Origin of the sequence: Pontibacter saemangeumensis (genome assembly GCF_039541895.1) — a bacterium.
Lineage (GTDB): Bacteria > Bacteroidota > Bacteroidia > Cytophagales > Hymenobacteraceae > Pontibacter > Pontibacter saemangeumensis.
Genome location: NZ_BAABHC010000014.1, coordinates 688,490 through 711,834, shown reverse-complemented (window position 1 = coordinate 711,834; position 23,345 = coordinate 688,490). Strand labels below are relative to the sequence as shown.

The following is a 23,345-nucleotide window of genomic DNA, read 5'->3' as shown; positions in this document are numbered from 1 at the left end:
AAATCAGCTGAGACCATGATTCAGATTACCATGATACATATCATGCTTGAGAAATTATCTAAATGAAATCAAAACAGCCTCTAAGCTCCATTTAAGCTTTTCTCCCCGCAGTCCTTCCGAAGCATTCGATGCAGGTTCTCAGGCAGAGCCTTCTCCGATCCCTCATCACCCTACCGGCTGGTTGCTGCGCATTAAATATAACCTGTCTGCGGATTCCCCTGGAGGGGCAGGTTCAGTTAAGTTATTAGAACTGGCAGGACGAAAATTTAACAGGAAACCGTCAGAAATTGTACAAAATAATCGAAAGTAGGTATTGCATACCTATTTTTAGGCGGTAATATTTAAGGATTAATTTAAACTTTTGGGATAGGGCGTTTTTGCCTGATGATGTCTAATCCCTTTAAGGCTGCGGCGTTGGCGGTTTGCACAGCATCTTACTGAAGTTTACTACAGCTATTGGACCTTTTTAAAAATTGAATACTTATATGATCAGTGATATGAAGAAACTCTACCAATCTCTTTTGTTTTTTTGTTTGCCATTAGCCCTTACTTCCTGTGAGGAGGGCGTCTTTGAGCCGCAATCCGCAAATTGCCTCGAAATCAAGCAGGAGGATAGCGAAGGCAATGCTTGGGAAAAGGTTTATGACGAGCAGGACATTATCCAGCAGCGCTACCTCAAAGACCAGGCGCTTCAGTATTATTACTCATATGTTTACGATGATGACGGGCGCGTCAGCGAAATCCAGTATTTAGACGCGCAGGATGCCCCTTACGCTCCTTCGGAGTTTATTACCTATGATGAGGAGGGCAGGTGGAGCAAATCAACCGTTACCTATCCTAACGGGAATGTCAGCATTTACGCTGCTGAGTATGACAGCCAGGGTCAGCTCCAGAAAGTTACCTCTTCCACAAACAAGTCAGGCACTGTAACACAGAATTATACAGTTACCTACACCTGGCTAAATGGCAACAACGTTAGCCGCACCTACGAATCGGCTTCCCAGCGGCAGGAGATACAGTATGAGTTTGACCTGGATCAGGAAAACAAACGACGGAAGGAGCAGAAGAAGGTAGCTTTCCTGTCCTTGGCTGTTGCTTATAACCAGAACATGTTCAAGCGCGTGAAAACAGTCAGTACCAGTGGCTCCACCACGACGACAACGGAGAGTGTGTACGATTATGAGTACAACGAGGAGGGGTACCCTTCCGCAGTCACCCGCACCACCACTGTCAACTCCGACGCGTCCTCCACCAGCACCACCACTTTTCTGTACAACTGCGATTAGCCTGGATGGCCAGCTTTTTTTTTAAACCTTTCAACAATATAAGCCTCATTATATGCCCCAACGTCTACTCATTACGCTACTTCTTCTCCTGTCCGCCTCCCGGATGCAGGCCCAGCACCTGTTGGGGTCTTCCGGCAGTAACTACGCCGGCACAAACGCCATCTTCCTCAACCCCTCGTCCATTGCCGACGCGAAGCAGGGGTTTTACCTGAACTTGTTCGGCGGGCATGTCACGTTTGCCAACACCTACTTTCATTATGACGGCGCTGGTGTGGAGACAGATCTTATATTAGAAGACCCGGAGGGTATATGGGAGGGCGACGGTTTGTTTGAGAGGTCCCGTATCCGGGAGCGGCTCGATGGCAAACCCAAGATGGCGCATTTCGGGGTTGATTTGCGGCTACCCTCGTTCATGCTCAAGCTTAACCCGCGGCACAGCATTGGCTTCACCACCCGGTTCAGGACAGCTTTGCAAGCCACTAATGTGTCTGAGGACATCGCACAGGTCATTGGCTTAGGCACTGACAATCCCGCGCTGCAGAACACCCCTTTTACCGGCAGCGAGTTTTACTTCAATACCAATGCCTTTGCAGAAACAGGATTCACCTATGCCATGGTCCTGCTCTCGCAGGAGAAGCGGTTTCTGAAGGGCGGCTTCACTGTAAAAAGGCTCACAGGGATTTACTCCGCCCATCTGCTGGCCCCGGACGTGGACTACCAGATGAGCCAGAACCAGCAGGGCGAGTCCTATATGCAGGTGCAACAGGGAAGCGCTAACTTTGGCTTCTCACGGAGTGAATTCGATATTGATGAGGAAGAGGTGGGTAATGCGTTTTTCGGGGGCAACGCCCCTGGCTCCGGCTGGGGCGTAGACATCGGCTTCACCTATGAGCACCGACCCAATTATACCGATTATCAATATACCCTGGATGATGGGAAAGAGCGGACAGACCACGGTGAGAACAAGTACAGATACCGCGTCGGAGTAGCTTTGTTGGATGTGGGGTCTATCACTTACAAAGATCCTCAGCAGGTGCGTGCGTATGATATTGAGCGACAGAACCTGGACCTGAGCAGCGAAACATTCGAAGGTGTTGACCTTGAAAACATAGTTCCCACCCTGGAGGAGGCGCTAAAAGTGCAAGCGAGTGAGCGGAAAACCGATTTCACATCCGGGTTGCCTACTGCGCTGCACCTTAACTTCGACTATCGCATTACCCGTAACCTGTTCCTCAACACGGCGGTGCTCCACAGCCTGCGCAACAAGGAATCCGTGACCATGCACCAGCCTTCTGCCCTGGCCGTCGCTCCCCGCCTCGAAGGCAAGAGACTGGAACTGGCTCTGCCGGTTTACCTCACCAACAACTACCGGGATCTGAATTTTGGAGCGATGCTCCGGTTAGGCTCTTTCGTAGTCGGCTCTAATAACCTGGCTGCCATGCTACCCGGCAGCAAAGCTGTTGGCCCGGACTTATATATGGGCCTGGGGATTAGCATTGGCACTGGCGGGCAAAGGGCAAAAGCAGAAGAAAAGGCCCGGAAGAAGGAAGCCAAAGAGCAGCGGAAAGTGGAGAAGGGGCAGAAAAAAGCTGACAAGGCTACCATGGCGCCCCAGCCATCACCGGCGCCACCAAGCCAAACTCCCGCAAATACACTGCAATCTACCTCTGTCGATACAACGCATATGGCTCCAATCGACTCGCTTGTCATCGACCCGGTCGATACGCTTCACACGGCACCAGTCGATACGTTAAAGTATGCTCCTGTCGATTCGGTGGGCACTACTCCCGCTGACTCGCTTTCAGGTGCAGCAAGGGAGCCGGTGCAGGCAGTGGCCACAGACTCATCGCAAACCCCTGTCGTAGAACCTCTGCAGGCACAGCCAACCACTACGCCGGCAGCAATCCCCGCGACGATACAGCCTACCTCAACTGCGAAACCGGAAGGTGGTGCAGGGCCCAAGCCTGAAAACAAACAGCAAACCGCTCCGGCTATACCCCCCGCCGGAGCGACAGAAACCAAGGCTCCGCCTGCGATTTCGAATGATTGAAACTGAAAAGCCTCTTGCCTATATATAGCATAGGTTTATTCCACGAAAAGCTCCAACGTGATCTGGTCGGCCAGCAGTTTGCCTTTATCTGTCAGATAAAGCACGTTCTCCTCAATTCTAGCCAGGCCCTTTTCCTGTAGCTCCTGCAGGTAGGCTGCGTTCCTCACGCGGAAATCGTACCCGTACTCCTGGTTGATTTTGCGGAGGTCGCAGCCCCAGATGGTGCGGAGGCTGGTGAGCAGGTAATCGTTGGCCTGGTCGGGTAAAGTGAGTTCCTCCAACTCAAAAGGCACCTGTCCCTGCGTAATGGCATCCACATACTTCTTGTTGTGCGACACATTGTACTGCCGTGAGAAGCCGTTAAACGAATGGGCGCTGGGGCCAACGCCAAGGTAATGCACACCGCGCCAGTAGTTGCTGTTGTGCTTTGACTCATGTCCGGGCCGGCAGAAGTTGGAGATTTCGTACTGCACATAGCCGTGCCTGTTCATCTGCTCCAGCAATATCTCAAATTGCTGCGCCGTAAACTCATCCTCCGCGGGTTTAAAACTGCCTTTCTTGCTCCAGCGGCCCAGGGCAGTATCAGGCTCAATGGTAAGGGCGTAGCAGGATACGTGCTGCACGCCCAGCGAGAAGAGTGTTTCCAGGTCGCGGTGCCATATAGCGTGGCCCGGCGCCGGGATGCCATATATAAGATCCACTGTAATGCTGCTGAAGCCGGCGGCCTGTGCATCTTTCACGCATTGCAGGCTCTCCGTGGCGTTATGTGCGCGGTTCATCAGGCGCAGGTGCGGCTCGTGGAACGACTGCAGCCCGATGCTCAGGCGATTGACTCCTGCCGCGCGTAACTCCTGCAACTTCGCAGGCGTCAGGTCGTCGGGGTTGGCCTCCAGCGTGATTTCCGCATCCTCCGAAACTATATATAACTCCTTTATTGTTTCCAGCAGCAGTTGCAGTTCCTGTCGGTTCAGCAGCGATGGCGTGCCGCCGCCGAAGTAGACCGTGCGCACCGGCTGTCCCTGCAAATACCCCTGGCGCAGTTCCAGTTCCCGGGCAATGGCCTGTATGGTCTGCTCCTTTAGCCCCATGGAGGTGCTGAAGTGGAAGTCGCAGTAATGGCAGGCCTGCTTGCAGAACGGGATGTGAAGGTATATACCGGACAAGGTTTTAGGGTTTAATTGTTAAATTGCTGCCTTGTTGAATTGTTTTGAGCCTGATAGCAGGGCCGCCTCCTTGTGTCGCAGCAGCAGCAGCACGCCCTTCTGAAGTCAGGGCTCAGGAGATTAACCATTCAACAATTTAACCATCCAACAGTTCACGTTGCAAATGTACAAAATAGCGGCCTTACTCCTTTGCTTTGTGCTGTGGCTGCCGCAGGCGCAGGCGCAGAGTGGGCAGCCGCCCCCGAAGGTGCAGCTACAAATGCCCCCGCCGGTCCAGAAACAGCCCGAGAGGACAATGCCCAAAATAACACTGCTGGTAAGGGCGGCCGGGGAACAGGGTAAACAGGTGCTGCGGCAGTACAACTACCGGAACGCCCTCCCTGACTCCGTGGAAGCGCACAAAGAACTGAAGGAACTGATCTACAGGTTGCAGCAGGATTCCTATCTGCTGGCGTCCGCCGACACCTCGTACCTCCGCAACGACACGCTCCACGTGAAACTATATATAGGCCAGCCATTTGTGTGGGCGCAGCTGCGCAATGGCAACCTCAGCGAAGGCATTTTGGTGGAGTCCGGGTTCCGGGAGAAGTTCTACCACGAGGCACCCTTCAAACCTGCTGACTATGTAAAGCTGCAGCAGCGCATTCTCGATTACGCCGAGCGCAACGGGTACCCCTTCGCCTCTGTCTGGCTCGACTCGGTTCATATAGAGGGGAACAAGGTTACAGCAGCGCTGATGGTGGAGAAGGCCTTTGTGGTGACCTATGACACGCTGGCTATTGTAGGCGACACGAAGACACAGCCTAAGTTCCTGATGCGTTACCTGCAACTGCTGCCGGGCCAGCCTTACAACCAGGACCAGGTCAACGCTTCGCAGCGTATGCTGTCGGCGCTGCCCTATATAAAAGTGTCGCGGCCGCCGCAGGTGCGCTTCGCCCGCGACAAGGCCAAGGTCTATTATTTCGTGGACGACAGGCAGGCCAATCAGATGGACGGGGTGGTGGGGTTTCTGCCGGACCCGGCACGCAAGGACAAACTGCTGATTACGGGCGAGGCCAACCTGAACATCCGAAACATCAAAGGCTCTGGCAAGCAACTGGGATTGCAGTGGCGTCGCGTGAACAAAGGCTCTGTAATCCTGAACGGCGAATACCTGCACCCCAACCTGCTCGGGACACCCTTTGAGGTAGGCGCAAAGTTCAACCTGCTCAAACAGGATTCCTCCTTCATCACGGTGCAGCCGCGTCTGCAACTGGCCTATTACACGCTGAAGTACGGAAAGTTCAGTGTGTTTACGGAGTGGCGAAATTCCCGTATTTTATCTGATGCCAGCCCGCAAAGCCTGCAGCAGTTCGACCTGGCCGATGCCCAGACCACCACATACGGCCTGAACTACCTTTGGAACAACCTGGATGATTTCTATTTCCCGAGGCGGGGCCGGTTGGTGGAGCTGCAGCTGTCGGCGGGTGCAAAAAAGCTGCTCCGCAGCCCTGACTTGGAGAAAAGCTTCTACGACACAGTGGATATAAAGACAACGCAGCTGGGACTGGCCATGCGGTTAGAGAACTTCTTCCGGCTAGGAAGAAGCAGCGCGCTTCTCGCACGTCTGAGTGGCGAGGCCCTGCTCAACGACCAGATCTTCCTGAATGACATGTACCGCATCGGTGGGCTCTCCTCCCTGCGGGGCTTTGATGATTATTTTTTCTATGCCTCCTCCTATGCCGTCAGCACGCTGGAGTACCGCCTCTTTACAGCCGCCGATTCTTACGTGTTGTTGTTTTACGACCAGGGCTACTACCGCAGCAACCTGGAGCAGTCCCGGGAAACAGACTATCCGTATGGCGTGGGCGGTGGTATCAGCTTCAGTACCGGGGCTGGTATTTTCCAGTTGGTGTACTCGTTGGGGAAGTCAGAGCAACAGCCGCTGTCGTTTAAGTATTCGAAGATACATTTTGGGATTACAAGTAAATTTTGAGAGGGAGTAACTTTTTTGCGTGTTTTAGGTAAGTATAGCTTGCATGGTAAACTTTATTAGTATACTTTTGCATCAACATAACAGTGCGGGGTGGAGCAGTTGGTAGCTCGTTGGGCTCATAACCCAAAGGTCACAGGTTCGAGTCCTGTCCCCGCTACCTAAGATTAAGATAAAGGCTTGTAGGTGAATAACTTACGAGCCTTTATTGCTTTACAGGTGACCAAAAAGGTGACCGATTTCCTTCCATACTGTAGTATTCTGTTTTAAAGTTAACCTTCTGTATTGAAAAATAAAAGCCATTAGAAGGGCTGGAGTTTAAAGAAGAGCGCCTATAATTGTTGCGTAGCGAGGGTTGAAGGCAGAGTAAAGAAAACTTTGTGCAGGTCATTTTACCAGCCATAGAAAACGCATTTACTTTGCCATGTCATCATGTCCTTGATGACATTATATAAAACAGCCCTGTGAAGGTATTTTTAACTGCACAGTCTTATAAACATTAGGACAAACTAAAAACGAGCTGTAACGCCAGTTTTATAATGCCACTTTGATGCATATATAATAAGGTAGTGTTAGAAACATATGAATGTATTAACATGTGTTAGGGACGTTAGAATGGCATTATGGAACATTTTGACATGCTCTTGAAGGCATGGAGGGGCATTAAAAAAATTATTCAAGAAATCATGGCAAGCGTGTCTCCCTGCCCGCTCTTCCATAAAGAGCATCTAAACCTGAAGCTCCACAGGTTTACACCGCTCCTGAATGAAAATAAATTTCATCACACTGCAAGAACGTGAGTTTTAGCTGTGTGATTTTCGTATACTTGCTTTTTTCATTGTGTTGGTTGTTTGAAGGTGAAATTGAATATTTAGTTTATGCTTTGTTAGGTTATTGCTTATTATCCAGGAAATAGCCTTCTTACCTACCCTCCTACTTAACCACAACCCTCACCCGGTCCAGGTTCTGAATGCGGGCAAATGGTGTTGTGGCGTTACCTTCTCGTTGCGATGCGACTCTCAGCGTTGGATAGTAGGTTCCTGGTTTGGAGAAGGTGTAAGTAGTCTTCAGCGTCACCCGTGAACCTGTTTTATCGGTTGGAGTGAACTTGCCTTTAACCGGGAACGTGCCAGACTTGTCAAAACTCCATCCGTCACGTTTGCTGAGGTCATCCGGTGCACCTTCGAAGTGCCATGCCGCGGCAACCACTTTGCCCATGTTTTCTGGCACTTCCACTTCGGCCGTAAAGGTGACCGGCTGACCTACTTTCACGTCTACTCGTTTGCCGCCGCCTACTTTCACGGTTACCACCGGTTGAATGCCCCTGCGCTCGTTTGCTGTTGGCGGTAAAATAACTTGCCCGTCCACGACTTTATAGTTGGTGGTAGCTGCAGGTGCAACACCTTCTTCCACCCAGGCACTAAGGTCGAGGAGTGCCTGTTGCAAAACGCCAAGGTAGCTGACTGTACGCGTGGGGTCATCTTCTATGGCAATGTCTCCATGTAGGGCACGGTCCGTGTACCAAAGCCGGAAGTATTGGTCCGTGCTGTCGCCCAGGTTTTTCCTTACCTGGTTACGATACCAGTCCGCCTGCCATGCAAATGCCTCCCTGTCCCAAAGTGATTGAAGCAAAATCATCTTGCCTTTGAACTTGCCTGTAGGCAACACTCCACCTGAGGCGCCTTTGGTGAAAACAGGCCCCAGCAACATGGGACGCTGCGGATAAACAGGCTTGCCTTCTTTGTCACGGAACTGGTCATACATAGGATATTCTTCTCTGGAAGGGGGCAACTGATGACGGTGATAGGTTTGCACCGCCAGAAAGTTGGAGTTGTCCACCTGTACATCATCTCCAGGCTTTACCAATGCAAGCACAGCCGCATCAACCGGGCCGAGTGTCACCTTATCACCGGTAACCTTCGTGACCTGCAGGGTTTTGCCGGCGGCGGCACCGCTCTTGATAATCAAGTCCCCACCCAGGAAATCGGTATCAGGCAGCACATCCTGCAGTTGAAAGGCAACCGGCATTCCTCCTTCTACCCCGCCAAGGGCCTTCCATGCTGCATCTGCCGTGCCTCGCTCCTGTAGCGACACGGGTTGCACCAATCCTAGTTTGACCGCCTCTTCAACCGAAATGCCCGCTTTTATTTTGCTTGGCTTCTGAATACGAGCTTTTATAAGTGAGGCCGGAGGGTTAAAACCCAGGTGACCGGGAGCTTTCCAAAAATCATTTTCAAAATAATTTTTGTCAGCGCCCACGACACCCTGATACAAAACCAAAAAACCGTGAATGCCCATGTGCTTGTACCCGAACCAGGCCTTGGGCGGGAAGCCCATATTGGTGACTTCCTGAAGCGCCTCCTTTTCTTCCTGGTTCAGGCCTGCGTACATGTCGCCGCTGCCGCCCGGTTCAAGCGCATCAATAATCTGGGGAAACTTGTCATGCAATACCCGCATGGCATGCATGCGGACGGTGAATACATTGGGTATGGCCATCGGTGAACCCAGTACATATGGAACAGCACCGTCCCACACACCGTCTGTGTTCTCCAAGCCGCCCACTGTCCGGTAAGCACCGCCACTCCCGCCAAAACAATAACCAAACGGACGCTTGCCCCCATAGATTTGCGCGGCTACGACTCTTGAGAACTGCGCCGAAGCAGCATTCACCCGGTAAGCACCGAAGGAGGGGTCCCCAGATTCGGGTTTTGCAAAGTCTATTCTCCCGCCCTGGTTGGTTTCGATGAAATAGGCGCCATGCGAAACGGAGAACCCAATTTTGTCCTCCTCCCCGGTGGCAGCTTGGGATAAGTTCTCATTGTCCGGAAAAGGAGTTATGTATTGAAAAAACCGGCCCTGGTATTTTTCTTTGGCCGGAAAGTAAAAGGAGAAGCGGGCGTTGGTTCCCTTGAACCCGCCGTGGACATAACGGTGGTGCACGGGCTTATCCCGCCATTCATCCACATCCACAAACGGCTCCTTGAACAGGGTGTCTTTGGTTGTGAAGTTTTTGGCGAGTTCCTGGGTTAACTGCGGCAAATTGTTCTGTGCCTGAACCAAGGAGGAACAAAGAATCATCAGGCAAAACAAGACTTTACGAAAGCTTACATAAGGCATGGGTGGTGGTGGTTATGGATTAATCTAAAATTGGTTTCTTGTTGCTACCAGTTCCAGGAGCGAGGTAAGGTTCTCCGAAGAGCTATTCCAGATAGGCACAAAAGCTGCGGCCACTTAGTGTGGGTTGTTCCTGATTGCGGTTTATATGCTGCCAATGAAATTTTCGCCCTTTTTCAAAAGAGCGTATTTTCTTATCCCTTACGCTCTGACATTCTTTATCCAGCCATGATAGTTTCTTTAGATAACCTCAGGGCCTGGATATGCTCATCTAAAGCCAGAGTGCCTTTCTCCGTACAAAGTCCTCTGGTATAAGTGCCAATTGTATTTAACAGCAAATCAGCAGCTGACAGGCGAAGTCGTTTAAACTCATCTGTCCGAACTGCCGCCCTGAGGAGAACAAACCCACTTTTTAAAGTAACATCCGGAAGGAAGTCTTTTCGGAAGTCACCTTGTTCTATTCCTCTGTGAAGAATGGAAAGAAAGAACTGTTCAAACTTTTTGCCGATGGCCGCATTTACTTTCTTTTCAAGTTCCGGGTAGTAATAATGGAGGTCCTCGTAAAAGACTTTGTTCACCTTGTACTCTGTCTCGACCGCTATATGCCAAACATCCAAAAAAAGACAGGCGGCATTTTGCTCTACCGGAAGACGCTGCAGCATTTCGTATTGCTTGCCGTGGTAGAGATGCAGTACTTCTTCCAATAATCCTTCTTTGTTTTTAAAGTGCCTGTAAAGCGTTTTGGTAGATATGCCTAACAGTTCTACGAGCTTCTGGTTGGACATTTCCCGAATGCCATGTTTCAAGAACAGCCCAAGTGACTGTTGTAATATTTCTTCTTTCATATTGGCAAGCACAGGAAACTTTTTTTATTAAAATAATTTCCTGTAAATGAATGGAAATTATTTTAATAAAAAAAGTTTCTTAATAAATAAGCCATGATTTATAAACCCCCTTAGCAGGGTGTGCTTTCTTGGACAAGCATCTTCATTACAGCAACAATACAATTAAAAAACTGCCAGGCGTCAAACTGAAAAGATTGCGGGAGTTTGGGCACATCCTGGACGTATGCTCTTCCAATCACTTTGTTGGCAATTTCTCTATAGGCCAACTGACTGGCTGCTATGTACTATAACCTAAGCCATTAAGATAAGCAAAAGCATACCGCAAACTCCTGCTTCCTTAACATAACTCTCGTAATAGAACAAGGAAGGCTCCCCATCACAAGGAGCCTTCTTTGTTTGTAGCCTATAAGCAAAGTTATGCTCAATGGGAGGCGAAAGCATTCCGCCATGTTCTGATACATGGGGAAATGCTAAAACTCCACAAATCCGGAGACTATCCGATGCACCAGTTTCGTCATCAGGCTGGAGGTAACACCGTCGAGCATGGACTGGCTTATGTGGTAAGACACTGACCGCTGGGGATCGCGCCCCTCTCTGATGTTCCCCTCCCGAAATCTTCCCCACGCTGACGGGTTATTGGATTTAATGATGAGCGCGTTCACCAGCCGAGAGCCAACCTTCAACAGAAAGCGGGGGTTCTCCGGATCGCTTTTGTCCAGGAGCTGTACCCTCAGATTGTTGTAAGGGAAGTGCACCTGGCCCGTGGCCTCTTTCCCGGTCGCCTCTACCTGGAACGATGCCTTGTTGATCCGGCCGCTCCTTATCCGGACAAACACCATGTTCTCGAGCAGCGGGTTCAATGCCGAAAAATCCATGGGATCCAACGTGCCTTCATAGGTATACCTATCCTCCGGGTGGTCCATCAGGAACCGGAAATGGGCCTGTAGGGTGCTGACGCCCATAAAAAGGGCAGAGGCATTTACCGTCATCACATTGTTCCGGCGGATAAGTGCCGTATCGTTTGTGACATTATAAGCTTGCATCCGAATGTTGTCCAGCAGAAACACCGCTGGCTTTTTGCCTTCCAGCGCAATAACGGGGTGCACCAAGTAATTCTTTTCTACCAGAATAGTGTCCAGCCTGATATAGAGGCCGGCTTCGCGGAGCGCACTTTGCAGGGTTGGGGGCCGCAGTTCCGGGTCAAGGCCTAACCTGTTGTCGCGGTAAATCTCCACTGCCGGGTTCAGGATCAGCATTCTCTGTGCTACAATAGCCTGGTTGTTGAACAGCGACCGCAGACTGATTTCCTGCATCTCAACGCCGGGAACTGCCAGGTCGATTCGGTCTCGGGCATATGGAAACAGGGTGGCGTATGCTTCTTTGCTGTAAAGCGGCCGCAGGCGGAGGCTATCTGCAGAGAGCAACCTGCTGTGCATCGATGCCCTTATTTCCTTCACTTCCAGTGCATACAGGCTGTCGGGCGTGAAGAAGGTGTAGCCCTGCACCAGTAGGCTGATGTCATCGGCATCAAATATAGCCAGCGGGTCGTTTGCCTCCAGCGACACGAGCCGGAGTTGGTCTATCGCCAGCGCCACATGCGCCAGGGTCTGGCTCTTGCGGATGGTACCCTCCAGTATATGAAAGTCGAAGGTGCCATCCGTTACCTGCACATGCCCCACCCGGAAACTCGTGGCTATGTCCGTCAGCTGTTGTGTAGCGACGGCAGTTGCTGCCGTGTCCTGCCCGGTAGGGGCCTTGCCGTCTGACAAAGGGACGTTGTGATCCTGCAGAATGGTTACCTCGGGGCCTTCGAACAGCAGACTGCTCATATGGTACTGCCCCGTGGTATAGGCGCGGATCAGGTCAAAACCGGTTATACGGGATCTTTTGGATGAAATATCGACCAGGTTACGGCTGGCCAGGTCCGGGCTTGCGGCTTTCAGGCGTTCGTTCACTTCTCTGTCGGCGCTTACGCTTAACCTGCGGGTGATAAGCTCCTGCTGCTTGCTCGAATAGTGCACGCTGTCCAGCCGGATCGTGTAAAGACTGTCGGTCGACCGGTAGGTATAATCCTCTGCCAGCAGGGTCATCTCCTGCATGGGGAGCGCATCTCCCAGGTTAGCAACACTGGCAGGTGTCAGCTCGAGGCCTGACACCGTGGCGGTGGCATGCTCCAGCAAATGAGTCCGCATCACCGGTTCCAGCTGCTCGTTGAACGTAAAGGAGCCGTCTTCCAGCCGGATGGTATTCACAGAAACAATGTCAATGGGCCCGAAGCTCTCCTTCGCTGTGTCCCCCCGCTGCCCCGGCGCGGAAGCAGCCACCGTCCGGTCCAGCAGCAGGGCCACGTTCGGCTGCCGGAGCAGCAGCGCGTCCGCCTCCAGCCGGCCTGTGTTCAGTGCCTTCATTACGTCCAGGCCTGTTACTTGCAGCGTGGAGGCGGAAAGGTCGAAGAGGTTGCGGCTGGCATTATGGAAAAATTTCTGCCGGTCGTTGGCCCTCGTGCTGGAGATCACACGCAACGAGCGGGCGGTTAGTTCCTGCCGGCGGGTGGAGTAGCGCAGCCCGTCCAGGTAAAAGTTGTAGGTATTGTCCGGCATATGATAGCGGTAACTCCGGGCAGTCAGGACAAAATCCTCCAGCGGCGGTTTCTCATCCGGATTGAAGATGAAAGCAGAATCCACTACCAGACCGGTAGCTGTCAGCGAGGCGTGCCCGAGTTGCTGGAGGAGCTGAACAGTTGTGGTCTTGCTATGCTGCGTGAGCGTGGCATCCGTTAGGCGTACTTCTCCTACTTCCAGCCTGTTGACTATACGTGAAACCTGCTGGTACATCTCCTGCAGATTAAGGCCGGCATCCTGTTTTTTCACCAGCCAGTCAGTGCGTATATCGATCACAGGCTGCGCAACGACCATACTGCCTATGGCCAGTTGAGACGTGCGAAGAGCCTGCAGCAGGTCTATGTCGTGGAAGGCCAGGCGTGGCAGCTTAATGTCGTATAAGGTGCGCTTGGCCTTGTTCAGCCTTTTCAGGTCGTCGTTCTTGCCCCAGTCCCCGACCAGGTGAATGGCCTCCGCCTGCAGGATCTTCTCGCGCGTAGAGAGCCCCATGCTCCCAGCCTTCAGTGTATAGGGACTGTAGCGGGGGCTGTAAGTATAGTTCCCTATGGCTAACCGTATGGCTCCTGCAAAGGCTTTTCCCTTCGGCGTAAAAAGGGTGGCCGAGTCGAGCTGCAGCGCCCGCAGGTTAATATTTGCCTTGTCCAGGCGATGGAGTGTATGAACGGTGCTGGATTTCTGGCGGTAGCTGAAGCTGCCGTCGGCCAGGCGCAGTTCCTTTACCCCGATCTCCCTCAGGTAAGGCGACAGGCTGGCGTAGAGGTCGGCCAGCTTAGGAAAGGAGGTCGTGTCGGGCACTGTGAGGTCTTCCAGTATATGCAAGGCGGTGCGCTCCAGCAGGATATGGTCGAGCTGCAGCCGCTTTTTACGCCAGGCCGCTGCTACATCTAGGCCGCGCATCGAGAGCAAGGGTACATTCAGCTGGTAAGCCATGCGATGAGCCCGGTTTTTCGGGAGTGCCGCGTTTGACTGGAGGTCCGGCTGCACGGCCATGTCTTCTACTCTCAGCGCTTGCTGGCCGGAGGAGTAGAAAAGACGCCCGGCCTGGATGGAATACACGCTGTCGGGGGAATGGTAGGCGTAGTTCCGGATGTCGAGTTCAGCCGCACCTGCCCGAAGCTTACTCGAGATGTCCTCCTGTTCCTGTAAGTCCAACCGCAGGCCCTGCACCTGTAGCGAAAACTGTGGTATTTCATGCCGGGGCCTGTTCTCCTGCCCCATTACCAGGTACCGGTAGCTTGCCGCCTGTAGGTCGAGCTCCCGAATGCTTACAGCTTCCATGGAACCGGTGCCTTTGCCGCCACGGCTTCTTTCTTTCTCCACCGATTCGTCCACCAGCTGGGCGATCACTGCGCGTTCTGCCTCAACGGCTTTTATGCTTAGACGATTGTCAAAAAGCAGAACAACAAGGTTGATTCCAGTAATCTTCAGACTCGGGCTTTGCGCCTCAATGAGGCTGCGGCTGGCCGTCCCATTTTCCCTTTGCCGGCGGTGCACCGTGGTATCAGGATAGAGATGCAGCCCCCGCAGCGTGATGCTGCGAGTGCGCAGGTGCAGCTGCAAATCGCCAAAGCTAACCTGGTAGAGTCCCTCTGTCTGTATGGCTACCTGCTTTTTAAGATAGTGCGCCACTATAGGCTCCGCCACAAGGTACAGCAGTACCAGCACCACCAGAAAAAAACCAGCCACACAAGCAAGCACTGTGCCTGCAGTCTTCAAGGCTTTACGGCCCAACCCGGTTTTAACTGGCTGTGACATGGCATACTTGTTATTGTGGGAAAGGCAAATAGCAATGCCGGTTTATGTTTTACGGGCTGCAGAAGCCCAGGGTACCTGATATGCCGTTCTCGCAAGCATAAACTTGCACCTCCCGCGGAAACTTTAAAGACTGTAAGGTCAGGCTAAAATAAAAGGACAGCGACTTGTCGGTATGCTTAATGAATTACAGACAACTTCCATGCGAGCGGCGGATACATCACATTGATCAGCTTATGTTACTCAGACCTAAAAGACAAGAAGGAAGACAAAATGAAAGAGCTGGAGCGGCAGGTTTTAGCAGCCGCTCACGACTGCATGGCTTGTCCCGTTAAGTCGTTTTTTATTGATGGATCTCAAGATCTACTTTTCGGTCTAACGGGTTTTCCTGTTGCGAGGCTTTTTCATCACCCATGTATTGCATACTAATCCGCTCCTTCGCTATTCCCTGTAAAGTCAGCAAGTCTGCCAGCGCTTCTACCCGTCTGCGGCTTAGCGCCTTATTGTAGGAGGGGTTGCCAGACTGGGAGGTATAGCCAGTGAGCCTCACACGTAATCCCGGGTTTTGCTGCAGCGTTTGCAGAACCTGGTTTAAATCCCGCAGGCTTCCGGTAGACACCCGGTATGCGTTGATCGGGTAAAAGACCGTAGTGGTATAGTCCTTTCCCGCTACTTCAGGCGCTACTTCAGCCGGAGCAGCAGTTGAACTGTTTGACAGGGCCAGTTCCTGTTGGTACTGGTTGAGGCGCAGCAGCATGCTGTCGTTAAGAGCGGCTTGCTGCTGCAGGTACTGCACCATACTGGTGTCTACCAAAGCCGCTGCTCCTGTCCTTAGCGTATCGCCTGGCGTCTCTGCCTGAAGCGAGTCGATCTTGCCCTGGAGCCTCTTGTTCTCTGCATTCAAGAAGGTGAGATGCTGCCTTTCCTCCCGGATACTTGCCGCATCCGCACCTGTGCTTAGTACAGACGCAGGCTGTGCTTTTGTTGGCTTGTAAACAATCCGCTCTTTCACACGCGCAGTTTCCTGTGCTTTAGCAGGCGCTCTTTGCTCTGTTCTAAGAGGCGCTGTTTCCGGCGTGGTGGTATTTGACTGCTTCTGTACATGTTGCTGTGTTGCAATTTCAGATCGCTGCCGGGTTACTGTATCGGTGGTCAAGGCGCTTCGATTCACTACGGCCGAAGCTAGTTGTACTTCCTTTGCATCGTTTCCAGCCACAACTGAATCACGGGGAACCCTTGCTTCGGCAGCAGTACCCGTCTGTATAGGGCTTGATGTTGTGTCCTGGGTTTGGCTCGGTTCGACAGGCATTACCTGGCGTTCGCTGACCTGTATCTGAGTGCTGCTATCGGCATCAAGCAGCGCGCTTCTGGCACTGAGCGTGTCAGCAGGTGCGTAAACCGCTCTTTGCGTGCTCGCTCGTTGTGCTGCCAGGTTAACCGTGTCCTGTTTATTGATCAGCTGAACCTCTTTGGGCTCCAGCTTCAGCATTGCCTCCAGCACATTTTGCCTTGGCTGATTTTGCCCCTGCACCGATTGTAGCAGCGCCACATTGTTTGAATAGAACCGGGGAGCTTTGAAGCTTGATTTTCTGAAGCCGAAGCTGTAGCCAAGGGTTAAGCCAGTATGCATATAAGTACTGTTGTAGTCGTTCTGCTCGAAAGCGGCACCCTTCAGATGCGGATCTGGCAGGTAAACCGCCTCTGTTTGCAGCGCCAGTTGCCACCTCTCGGCCAGCCTGAATTTAAGGCCCATTCCGAAAGGGATAGCGGACACGTAGCGCGACTTTTCTGTTGCGGTGCCAAGGGATGTTTCGAGTATGCTAAGGCCATATCCACTGAAAATATAAGGAGAAATTCGGGCGGAGCCATTAAATATCCAGCCGTTGTCGGTATAAAAATAGGCGCGCAACGCAGCCATTTGCACATTGGTTGAAAAGGAGTTTCGCTGCAGGTCACGTCCCCTTACCTCTCCCAAAGAATAACCTAAAGATAAACCCAGGCTATTCCCTATGTTGCGGGTCAGCTCTAGCCGGTGCAGCAGGTTGTTATTTATTTTAAAATAGTCAGAGGAGCTGTTATCATCATTTATATAGTTGGCGATACCTGTATAGCCGCTGAACTGCCACTTGTACAGGTCATGTTGCGCAGACACCACTTGGCAGCTGAGCAGGAGCAGGCATATCATTATTAAAGCTTTCATGGCTATCTGTTTAAGTCCAACCATAAATTAAGCTCCAGGCTTAAGCCTATAAAGGGTCTGATATACACCCGGTCCACGTTGAAATCGGAGATGGAATTAGCCCCCTGGTCGCTTTGCAGCACGGCGGCTCCCGCATTGATGCGAACAAAGGGAAGTGCTCTGTAGCCCAGGGCCAAGTAAAAAGGGCGCTTTACCAGAGGCCCCGTTGCCACGTTGTCTTCCCCGAACTTCAGGTTCGTCAAAAATACGCCTGTGGAGATACTGGCTCTCGACCAGAACGCGGAAGAAAATTTGGCCTTGCCAAACGGTATAGATATGCCAATATAGGGGGAGGTATCCGAAGTGAAGTTATCGGCATCGCCCGAGTAGTACACACCGCCGTAGCCCGCATTGATCGCGAGCACATTCCGGGTCTTCTTGGTGGCGTAATCTGTTATCTTTTTCGAGTCAGTCAAGGCGAGCAGCTGTGCGTTCGCATATTGCGCCACTTCCTGGTTCACCAGCACTTTCAGGGCCTCCACCTGTTCCTGTGCATATTTCAGCCTGATGGTGCGCTTATCCTCCCCTTCTCCTGCTATGATGTTACGCCTGGCTTTTCGCAGCCGCAGGTTGTTGATCTGTTCCAGTTTATCCAGAATGATATCTGAGAAACCACCGAACTCATAGTTTATCTGGCTTCTGTAGAGCCCCAACCCACTGTTTACGATCGTATTCATGTCGCTGCGCATATTTTTGGGGTGCTTCCGCAGTTCTACGCTGCTTTTGCTTACCACAAAAGACTGATCAATATAGGAATCCAGGGCGGAGTTGAGTTGCCTCAGGAGTTGCTGTTGCTGCAGGGCAGAGGCAGGCTCATAATAATTGATGAGAAAGGTGTATTCATCGTTTCCGCGCAAGGGATAATTCACGGGAAGTATAAAGCCGCCGTCGGCGCTGGAGGGTCTGTTCTTCCAGGCGTTCCTGTAGAGAGGTTTTTTATTTGTGTCGGGAGAGCCATATATGGCGACCTCCACCATGCCTACCTCCTTTCCCGTTTCCCCTGTCAGCATAAAATCGCTCTCGGCGGGCAAAGGCTGGCCTTCGTTGAAGTAGCTCCTGTCGTAGTTAAACACCACCGTCTCGTATTGGGCGAACAGGGGATAGCTAAACAACAAACAAATCAATAGTGTGTAATTCTTTTTCATGCGCTTGGTTTTAGTCATGCTTAACTTTTGCACTTATCTTATATATAGCAAGAACTGATGACGGAAAAATGAGGAGAATACAAGTTAGAGCAGGTATCAATCGGTCTTTCAGAAAATAGTAAAGATAAAAGCCGACAGACCTGTAACGGTAGCAGATCCATAGGATCAAAAAGGAAGCTCTTCAAGGTCCCACAAAGCGTGGCCCTCTTCAGATAAGGGTGCGTTTTCGCTTGCTGGTATGGCTTTAGGAAAGGTTGCCATGCCTTCTCAGTTGTAAAGCTGTGAGTAGTGTCAGGGTGCTAATCCAGAACAAACTGGTTGTACTCTATGATCAGGCAGGAAACCAAGGGTAAATTCATGCGGGCTCAATTGTTCCCATAATTCATATATGGAGTGCAGGTTATATCTGTATGCGCTCCCCTATTCAGCCTTGGTAGCGTTTTTACTTCCTGCGTACAAAGCAATCCCTGTCCATTAGGCAGTTCCATATATATCACATTGAGCCATATGTATATATACGTACTTCATTGGCAAAAGCACGTAAGCATTTCTCATTGTTTGCCGCATAATGTTTTCATTCCCAATAAAACAGTAGAACAGGAAGATTTCATCTATACTGTGGCACAACAACGAGGGAATTTTGAGACGCAGCAAATGCGTCCGTCCGGCAACGCAAAACAACAGGACAAGACAGGAGTGGGAAGCATTGTCACCTGGCCGCCACCGACTAGAGGCAGCGGGGTGGCTTCTGCTCGCTGATGAATGGAAGCAATGCGCTTTAAGGCCGGAAAACAGGTTTTATGCTAAAAAGGGGCAGTCACCGAGGAACCTTCGAAATTAGAGAATTGATCTACAATTCATTGCTCTCTTGGCTTGCCTCAAAAAGTACATGCAGCTTTTGCTGTAACAGCTCCTTGTCCGGCAGTTGGGTTTTATACTCGGCTACCAAGGCCGGGGAAAGGTTCCTGCTCAAGGCGTACTCAACTACCTCCGTATCCTTGTCTTTACAGAGCAGGATACCAATGCTGGGGTTCTCGTTTCTTTTCCTCACGTCCCTATCCAGGGCTTCTAAGTAGAAATTAAGCTGCCCCAGATGCCCTGGTTTGAGTTTGTCCGCCTTCAGCTCAAAGGCAACCAGACACTGCAGCCCCCGGTGATAAAACAGCAGGTCAATGTGAAAACCACTGTTCCCGACCTGCAACCTATACTCTTCCCCCACAAACAGAAAGTCCCTGCCCAGCTCCAGAATAAAGCTGTTCATCTGGGCCATAATGCTTTCTGCAGCGCCCCCTCGCTATGTGTCTCCGATAGGTTCAGGAACTCGAATACATAGCTATCCTTGAAGACATTAGCTATATCCTGGTTCATTCCTTTCAATACGGGTGGCTGATTCTGGTTTTCCAGCATAATCCTTTCGAACACGCCGCTGCTGATCTGCCTTTCCTGTTGCTTCACACTGTACTTCTCCTGCATGCAAAGGCGCAGATAGAACTCGCGCTCTTCCTCTGTCCTGGTCCGTGACAGCAAGACCAGGTGGTGGGGCCAGCTTACCCTGGCCAGTATACTGTCCCTCAAACTGCTCGGACCTAATTGTGTCATTGGCGATGACACAATTTCAAAATCCTGGTCTGGCTGCGTTAGTGGTCCTGCCGATGGCGCTAAACTGCTTTTGGAGTAGGTGTCATAGAACTGCTTCATACGGTACAGCACCCTCCGATTAAAGCCTTTTAGCTCCGGATGATTTCGTTTTATATGTTCCGCAAGTTCATCCACTGTTTTCTCACCCCAACTGGCAGAGGCAATCCGCCTGCTGATGTACTCCCCCTCCTGCCAGAACAGATTGATTAATTCCGTGTTAACGACCTTCAAGGCATTGCTTCTGGCCTGCTGAATAAGGGTGGTTATCTCAGAGATTTGGTCCTGTGACATGGGAGGTATCTGGTAAAGTGAATAACTGCAAAGGGACCTCACCGAACACTGCGTGCATGTGTTGGATTGCTTGCTCAACCTGGACTTGGGCTATCAAGCCTCCTGACAACTGACCACATTTCAATTATCTTTTCTAAACCCGCTTCCTGTTTTTGCAGTCCTGACATGCTCTTAAACGGCATTGCCAAACAGGTAGCTTGTACCCACAGCAGCAACAGCACGTAAAGCGGGAGAGGAAGCCTTTGCTTTGATGGTAGGATACTTGATTACAGCTGATGCTTTTGAGGTGTTCTTTGTAGTTTCTATCATCAAAGTTTCGGCTTCAGATTCTGATAATGAAATGTCCTGATGAGGAAAGATCGTCTGAGGCACTTTCTGCGGGGCCAGCGGAAGGCACAGGCCCCTGGAATTTGCTGAATTAGAAGAGTTACAACTCATATATGCGTCCCCACAATAGAATGGACAGCTTCAACATGTGCGGGAGAAGAGTGACTTAATCGGAAAAGGGATGAACGGGATATGAACACGTGCTGCACCTTGCTTTCCCCACCACAGCATGAGCCGGTATGGGGGATCATATATAAAATGGAAGAGAATCCAAAGAAGAGTAAGAGGCATACAAAAACGGTACTGCCAATGTAAAGAGCGTACAAAGGCTAATTCTTATGAGTGAGCAGACAGAAGAACGTCAGTCAAGGGTTGCTGAACTTGAAAAGAAGTTGGCAAATGCTGAGCGGGAGTTAAACATTGAAGCAGCCTTGGAGCGGGTGCGCGCAAGGGCAATGGACATGCATCATTCCTTTGAGTTGAGTGATGTGTTGTCTGTGCTCTTTGAGCAGTATGATCTTTTAGGCATTCACCCGGTGTTCTCTCATCTCACTTTGTTTGATTTGGAAAACAACAGGTTCTCTTACAGGACTACCGGAAGGGATGGCAAGCGGGTACAGGCGGAGCAAATAATTGATCTTGATGCGATAGATGCCTGGAAAGACAGTGTGGAGAACTGGAAGAAAGGCGGTCCCAATCAGGTTAATAGCCACGTGTACCCAAAGGAGATTCTTCCACAGGTGTTTCAGTTGTTCCAGGAAATCCTTTCAGCCGTGCCTCCGGAAGCAAAGTTTTACCCGGAAGATTTCCCGAACGGGTTATTCATTACCCAGGGGTACTGCAGATTCGGGTATGTCGGGTTTGGGCATAACAGGCAGGCGACAGAAGAGGAGAAGGAAGTTGTAGGAAAGATCGCCATTGAATTCGAAAGACTATACCAGCGTTTCATCGACCTGCAAAGAGCAGAAGCCCAGATAAGGGAAGCCCATATTGCAGCTTCCCTGGAACGGGTGAGGGCAAGTGCCATGGCGATGCGCAGCAGCGATGATGTAGGAAATGCCACAGGGGTCTTGTTTAACGAACTGGATAAGCTTGATATTTCGCTGTTGCGCTGTGGCTTGATCATCATCGATGAAAAAGAAAAGACAATGCAGGTCTGGAGGGCCACCACCACCAAAGACGGCACCATCGGTCAGGTAACCGGTAAAGTTTCCATGGCTATTCATCCGATGCTGGAGGCGGCTTATGACAGCTGGAGGCGGAAAGAGTCTTTTTTGCGGTATGACTTATCCGGTGATGACGTGGTGAATTATCAGAGGGCGCTTACAAATCATGCGCCACAGTTCACAAAGAGCGTTACGCCGGAAAGGCAAACCAGCTCAACTTTCTTTTTCGACGAAGGGGCTCTTTTCGCTTTTACCAAAGATCCGCTGGGCGCAGACACATGTGCTGTCCTGCAAAAATTTGCAGCGGTCTTCAGCCTGACGTACCGTCGTTACCTGGATTTGAAAATCGCAGAAGCGCAGGTCAGCGAAGCCATCAGGCAGGCTTCGCTCGACCGGGTGCGGGCTGAAATAGCATCGATGCGTACAACGAGCGATCTTGAAAAAATTACCCCGCTGATATGGAATGAGCTCACCATACTTGGCGTTCCTTTTATACGCTGCGGCGTGTTTATCATGGATGACGGGCAGCAACTCATTCACACCTATCTTTCCACACCCGACGGGAAAGCCATTGCGGCCTTTCGTTTGCCTTACAGCACACCCGGAAACATCTCGCAGGTAGTGCTTCAGTGGCAGAAGAAAAAGCTGTACACAGACTACTGGGATGAGGCGGCCTATACCGAATTTGCCACTAACTTAGTAAAGCAGGGCGTACTTGCATCGCGCGAGCAATACCTTCGTACGTTCCCCCGGAGTGGGTTTTATTTGCACTTTATCCCTTTTTTGCAGGGAATGTTGTACGTGGGCAATACCACCCGCTTAGGTGAAGAAGAAATCAAGCTGATTCAGTCCCTGGCGGATGCCTTCTCTACAGCCTATGCTCGGTACGAGGATTTTAATAAGCTGGAGGTAGCCAAACAGCAGGTTGATAAGACCCTGCTCGACTTAAAACAGACCCAGCAACAGTTGATCCAATCCGAGAAAATGGCTTCGCTTGGACAGCTCACAGCAGGCATTGCACACGAAATACAAAACCCCCTTAACTTCATCAACAACTTTTCTGATGTCAATACAGATTTGATTGCTGAGATGAAGGAAGAAATCGGGAAAGGCAATTTTGAGGAAGTGAAAGCCATTGCAGGTAGTCTGGAAGAGAACGAAAGGAAAATAAACGACCATGGCAAACGGGCAGACGCCATTGTAAAAAGCATGCTGCAGCATACCGGAACCCGTAAGGGCCAAAAAGAGCCAACCAACATCAATGGCCTGTGCGAGGAGTATTTGCGGTTGAGCTTCCATGGCCTTCGGGCAAAAGACAAGGCATTCAATGCGGAAATAGAAACGGACTTCGATGAGAGCATTGGCCGGATAAATGTCGTTCCCCAGGAAATAGGAAGGGTATTATTGAACCTGTTCAATAACGCGTTTTACGCAGTAAATGAGAAACAAAAACTGGATGGAACGTTTAAACCAACCGTAACCGTAGCGACCAGAATTGAAAACGGGATGGCTGTCATAAGGGTCATAGACAATGGCACTGGCATTCCGCAGCATATCGTTGACAAAATCTTCCAGCCTTTTTTCACCACCAAGCCAGCCGGGCAAGGCACTGGCTTAGGTCTGTCGATGAGCTATGATGTGGTAAAGGCACACGGCGGGGCAATAAAGGTGGAAACGAAGGAAGGGCAGGGCTCAGTGTTTGTCGTTGAGTTGCCTCTAAAGGATGCCTGACGTTT

Annotated in this window: 13 protein-coding genes and 1 tRNA gene; 5 read left to right on the top strand and 9 right to left on the bottom strand. The window is 51.1% G+C overall.

The window, feature by feature from the left end; translation table 11 throughout:
• The first annotated feature begins 497 nt into the window (after positions 1–497).
• Entirely contained in the window at positions 498–1,286 is a 789-nt protein-coding gene (locus ABD920_RS13835) for a hypothetical protein (RefSeq protein WP_345159822.1), read from the top strand.
• Positions 1,287–1,338: 52 nt separating this feature from the next.
• A complete protein-coding gene (locus ABD920_RS13830) occupies positions 1,339–3,336 on the top strand; it encodes a DUF5723 family protein (RefSeq protein WP_345159821.1) in 1,998 nt (665 codons plus the stop codon).
• 35 nt (positions 3,337–3,371) lie between these two features.
• Here ABD920_RS13830 and hemW read toward each other — a convergent pair whose 3' ends face one another.
• A complete protein-coding gene (hemW, locus tag ABD920_RS13825) occupies positions 3,372–4,499 on the bottom strand; it encodes a radical SAM family heme chaperone HemW (protein ID WP_345159819.1) in 1,128 nt (375 codons plus the stop codon).
• A 163-nt stretch (positions 4,500–4,662) separates the two neighbouring features.
• Between hemW and ABD920_RS13820 the strand changes: the two genes are divergently transcribed.
• Both ABD920_RS13820 and ABD920_RS13815 read left to right on the top strand, forming a co-directional pair.
• Positions 4,663–6,474: a BamA/TamA family outer membrane protein gene (locus tag ABD920_RS13820; RefSeq protein WP_345159818.1), complete on the top strand. Its 1,812-nt coding sequence runs from the start codon at positions 4,663–4,665 to the stop codon at positions 6,472–6,474.
• 84 nt (positions 6,475–6,558) lie between these two features.
• Positions 6,559–6,631 (top strand) — tRNA-Met (locus tag ABD920_RS13815).
• Positions 6,632–7,404: 773 nt separating this feature from the next.
• Here ABD920_RS13815 and ABD920_RS13810 read toward each other — a convergent pair.
• The 8 genes from ABD920_RS13810 to ABD920_RS13775 all read right to left on the bottom strand — a co-directional run bounded on the left by ABD920_RS13810 (position 7,405) and on the right by ABD920_RS13775 (position 20,425).
• The gene (locus ABD920_RS13810) at positions 7,405–9,510 is read right to left on the bottom strand and encodes a PKD domain-containing protein (protein WP_345159816.1); all 2,106 of its coding nucleotides are present in this window, start codon (positions 9,508–9,510) and stop codon (positions 7,405–7,407) included.
• Between the two features lie 293 nt (positions 9,511–9,803).
• A complete protein-coding gene (locus tag ABD920_RS13805; RefSeq protein ID WP_345159815.1) occupies positions 9,804–10,430 on the bottom strand; it encodes a TetR/AcrR family transcriptional regulator in 627 nt (208 codons plus the stop codon).
• Between the two features lie 470 nt (positions 10,431–10,900).
• Positions 10,901–14,806, bottom strand: coding sequence for a hypothetical protein (locus ABD920_RS13800; protein ID WP_345159814.1), 3,906 nt, complete (start codon positions 14,804–14,806; stop codon positions 10,901–10,903).
• Positions 14,807–15,146: 340 nt separating this feature from the next.
• Positions 15,147–17,003 carry an OmpA family protein gene (locus ABD920_RS13795; protein ID WP_345159813.1) on the bottom strand — a complete coding sequence of 619 codons (1,857 nt, stop codon included), beginning with the start codon at positions 17,001–17,003 and terminating at the stop codon, positions 15,147–15,149.
• 2 nt (positions 17,004–17,005) lie between these two features.
• Positions 17,006–18,187 carry a hypothetical protein gene (locus tag ABD920_RS13790; protein ID WP_345159812.1) on the bottom strand — a complete coding sequence of 394 codons (1,182 nt, stop codon included), beginning with the start codon at positions 18,185–18,187 and terminating at the stop codon, positions 17,006–17,008.
• An 850-nt stretch (positions 18,188–19,037) separates the two neighbouring features.
• A complete protein-coding gene (locus tag ABD920_RS13785; protein WP_345159810.1) occupies positions 19,038–19,457 on the bottom strand; it encodes a PDDEXK nuclease domain-containing protein in 420 nt (139 codons plus the stop codon).
• The gene (locus ABD920_RS13780; protein ID WP_345159809.1) at positions 19,445–20,116 is read right to left on the bottom strand and encodes a DUF1016 N-terminal domain-containing protein; all 672 of its coding nucleotides are present in this window, start codon (positions 20,114–20,116) and stop codon (positions 19,445–19,447) included. The genes ABD920_RS13785 and ABD920_RS13780 overlap by 13 nt, the downstream gene beginning before the upstream one ends.
• 171 nt (positions 20,117–20,287) lie before the next feature.
• On the bottom strand, positions 20,288–20,425 hold the full coding sequence (locus ABD920_RS13775; RefSeq protein ID WP_345159808.1) for a hypothetical protein: 138 nt from the start codon (positions 20,423–20,425) through the stop codon (positions 20,288–20,290).
• Positions 20,426–20,781: 356 nt separating this feature from the next.
• Between ABD920_RS13775 and ABD920_RS13770 the strand changes: the two genes are divergently transcribed.
• Complete coding sequence (locus ABD920_RS13770; protein ID WP_345159807.1) at positions 20,782–23,340, top strand: sensor histidine kinase; 2,559 nt, start codon at positions 20,782–20,784, stop codon at positions 23,338–23,340.
• Positions 23,341–23,345: the final 5 nt, after the last annotated feature.

Excerpts from the sequence above, each read along its gene's own strand:
- ABD920_RS13835 (WP_345159822.1), top strand. The coding sequence starts at position 498 with ATGAAGAAACTCTACCAATCTCTTTTGTTTTTTTGTTTGCCATTAGCC.
- ABD920_RS13830 (WP_345159821.1), top strand. The coding sequence starts at position 1,339 with ATGCCCCAACGTCTACTCATTACGCTACTTCTTCTCCTGTCCGCCTCC.
- ABD920_RS13820 (WP_345159818.1), top strand. The coding sequence starts at position 4,663 with ATGTACAAAATAGCGGCCTTACTCCTTTGCTTTGTGCTGTGGCTGCCG.
- ABD920_RS13805 (WP_345159815.1), bottom strand. The coding sequence starts at position 10,430 with ATGAAAGAAGAAATATTACAACAGTCACTTGGGCTGTTCTTGAAACAT.
- ABD920_RS13800 (WP_345159814.1), bottom strand. The coding sequence starts at position 14,806 with ATGTCACAGCCAGTTAAAACCGGGTTGGGCCGTAAAGCCTTGAAGACT.
- ABD920_RS13795 (WP_345159813.1), bottom strand. The coding sequence starts at position 17,003 with ATGAAAGCTTTAATAATGATATGCCTGCTCCTGCTCAGCTGCCAAGTG.
- ABD920_RS13790 (WP_345159812.1), bottom strand. The coding sequence starts at position 18,187 with ATGAAAAAGAATTACACACTATTGATTTGTTTGTTGTTTAGCTATCCC.
- ABD920_RS13785 (WP_345159810.1), bottom strand. The coding sequence starts at position 19,457 with ATGGCCCAGATGAACAGCTTTATTCTGGAGCTGGGCAGGGACTTTCTG.
- ABD920_RS13780 (WP_345159809.1), bottom strand. The coding sequence starts at position 20,116 with ATGTCACAGGACCAAATCTCTGAGATAACCACCCTTATTCAGCAGGCC.
- ABD920_RS13775 (WP_345159808.1), bottom strand. The coding sequence starts at position 20,425 with ATGATAGAAACTACAAAGAACACCTCAAAAGCATCAGCTGTAATCAAG.
- ABD920_RS13770 (WP_345159807.1), top strand. The coding sequence starts at position 20,782 with ATGAGTGAGCAGACAGAAGAACGTCAGTCAAGGGTTGCTGAACTTGAA.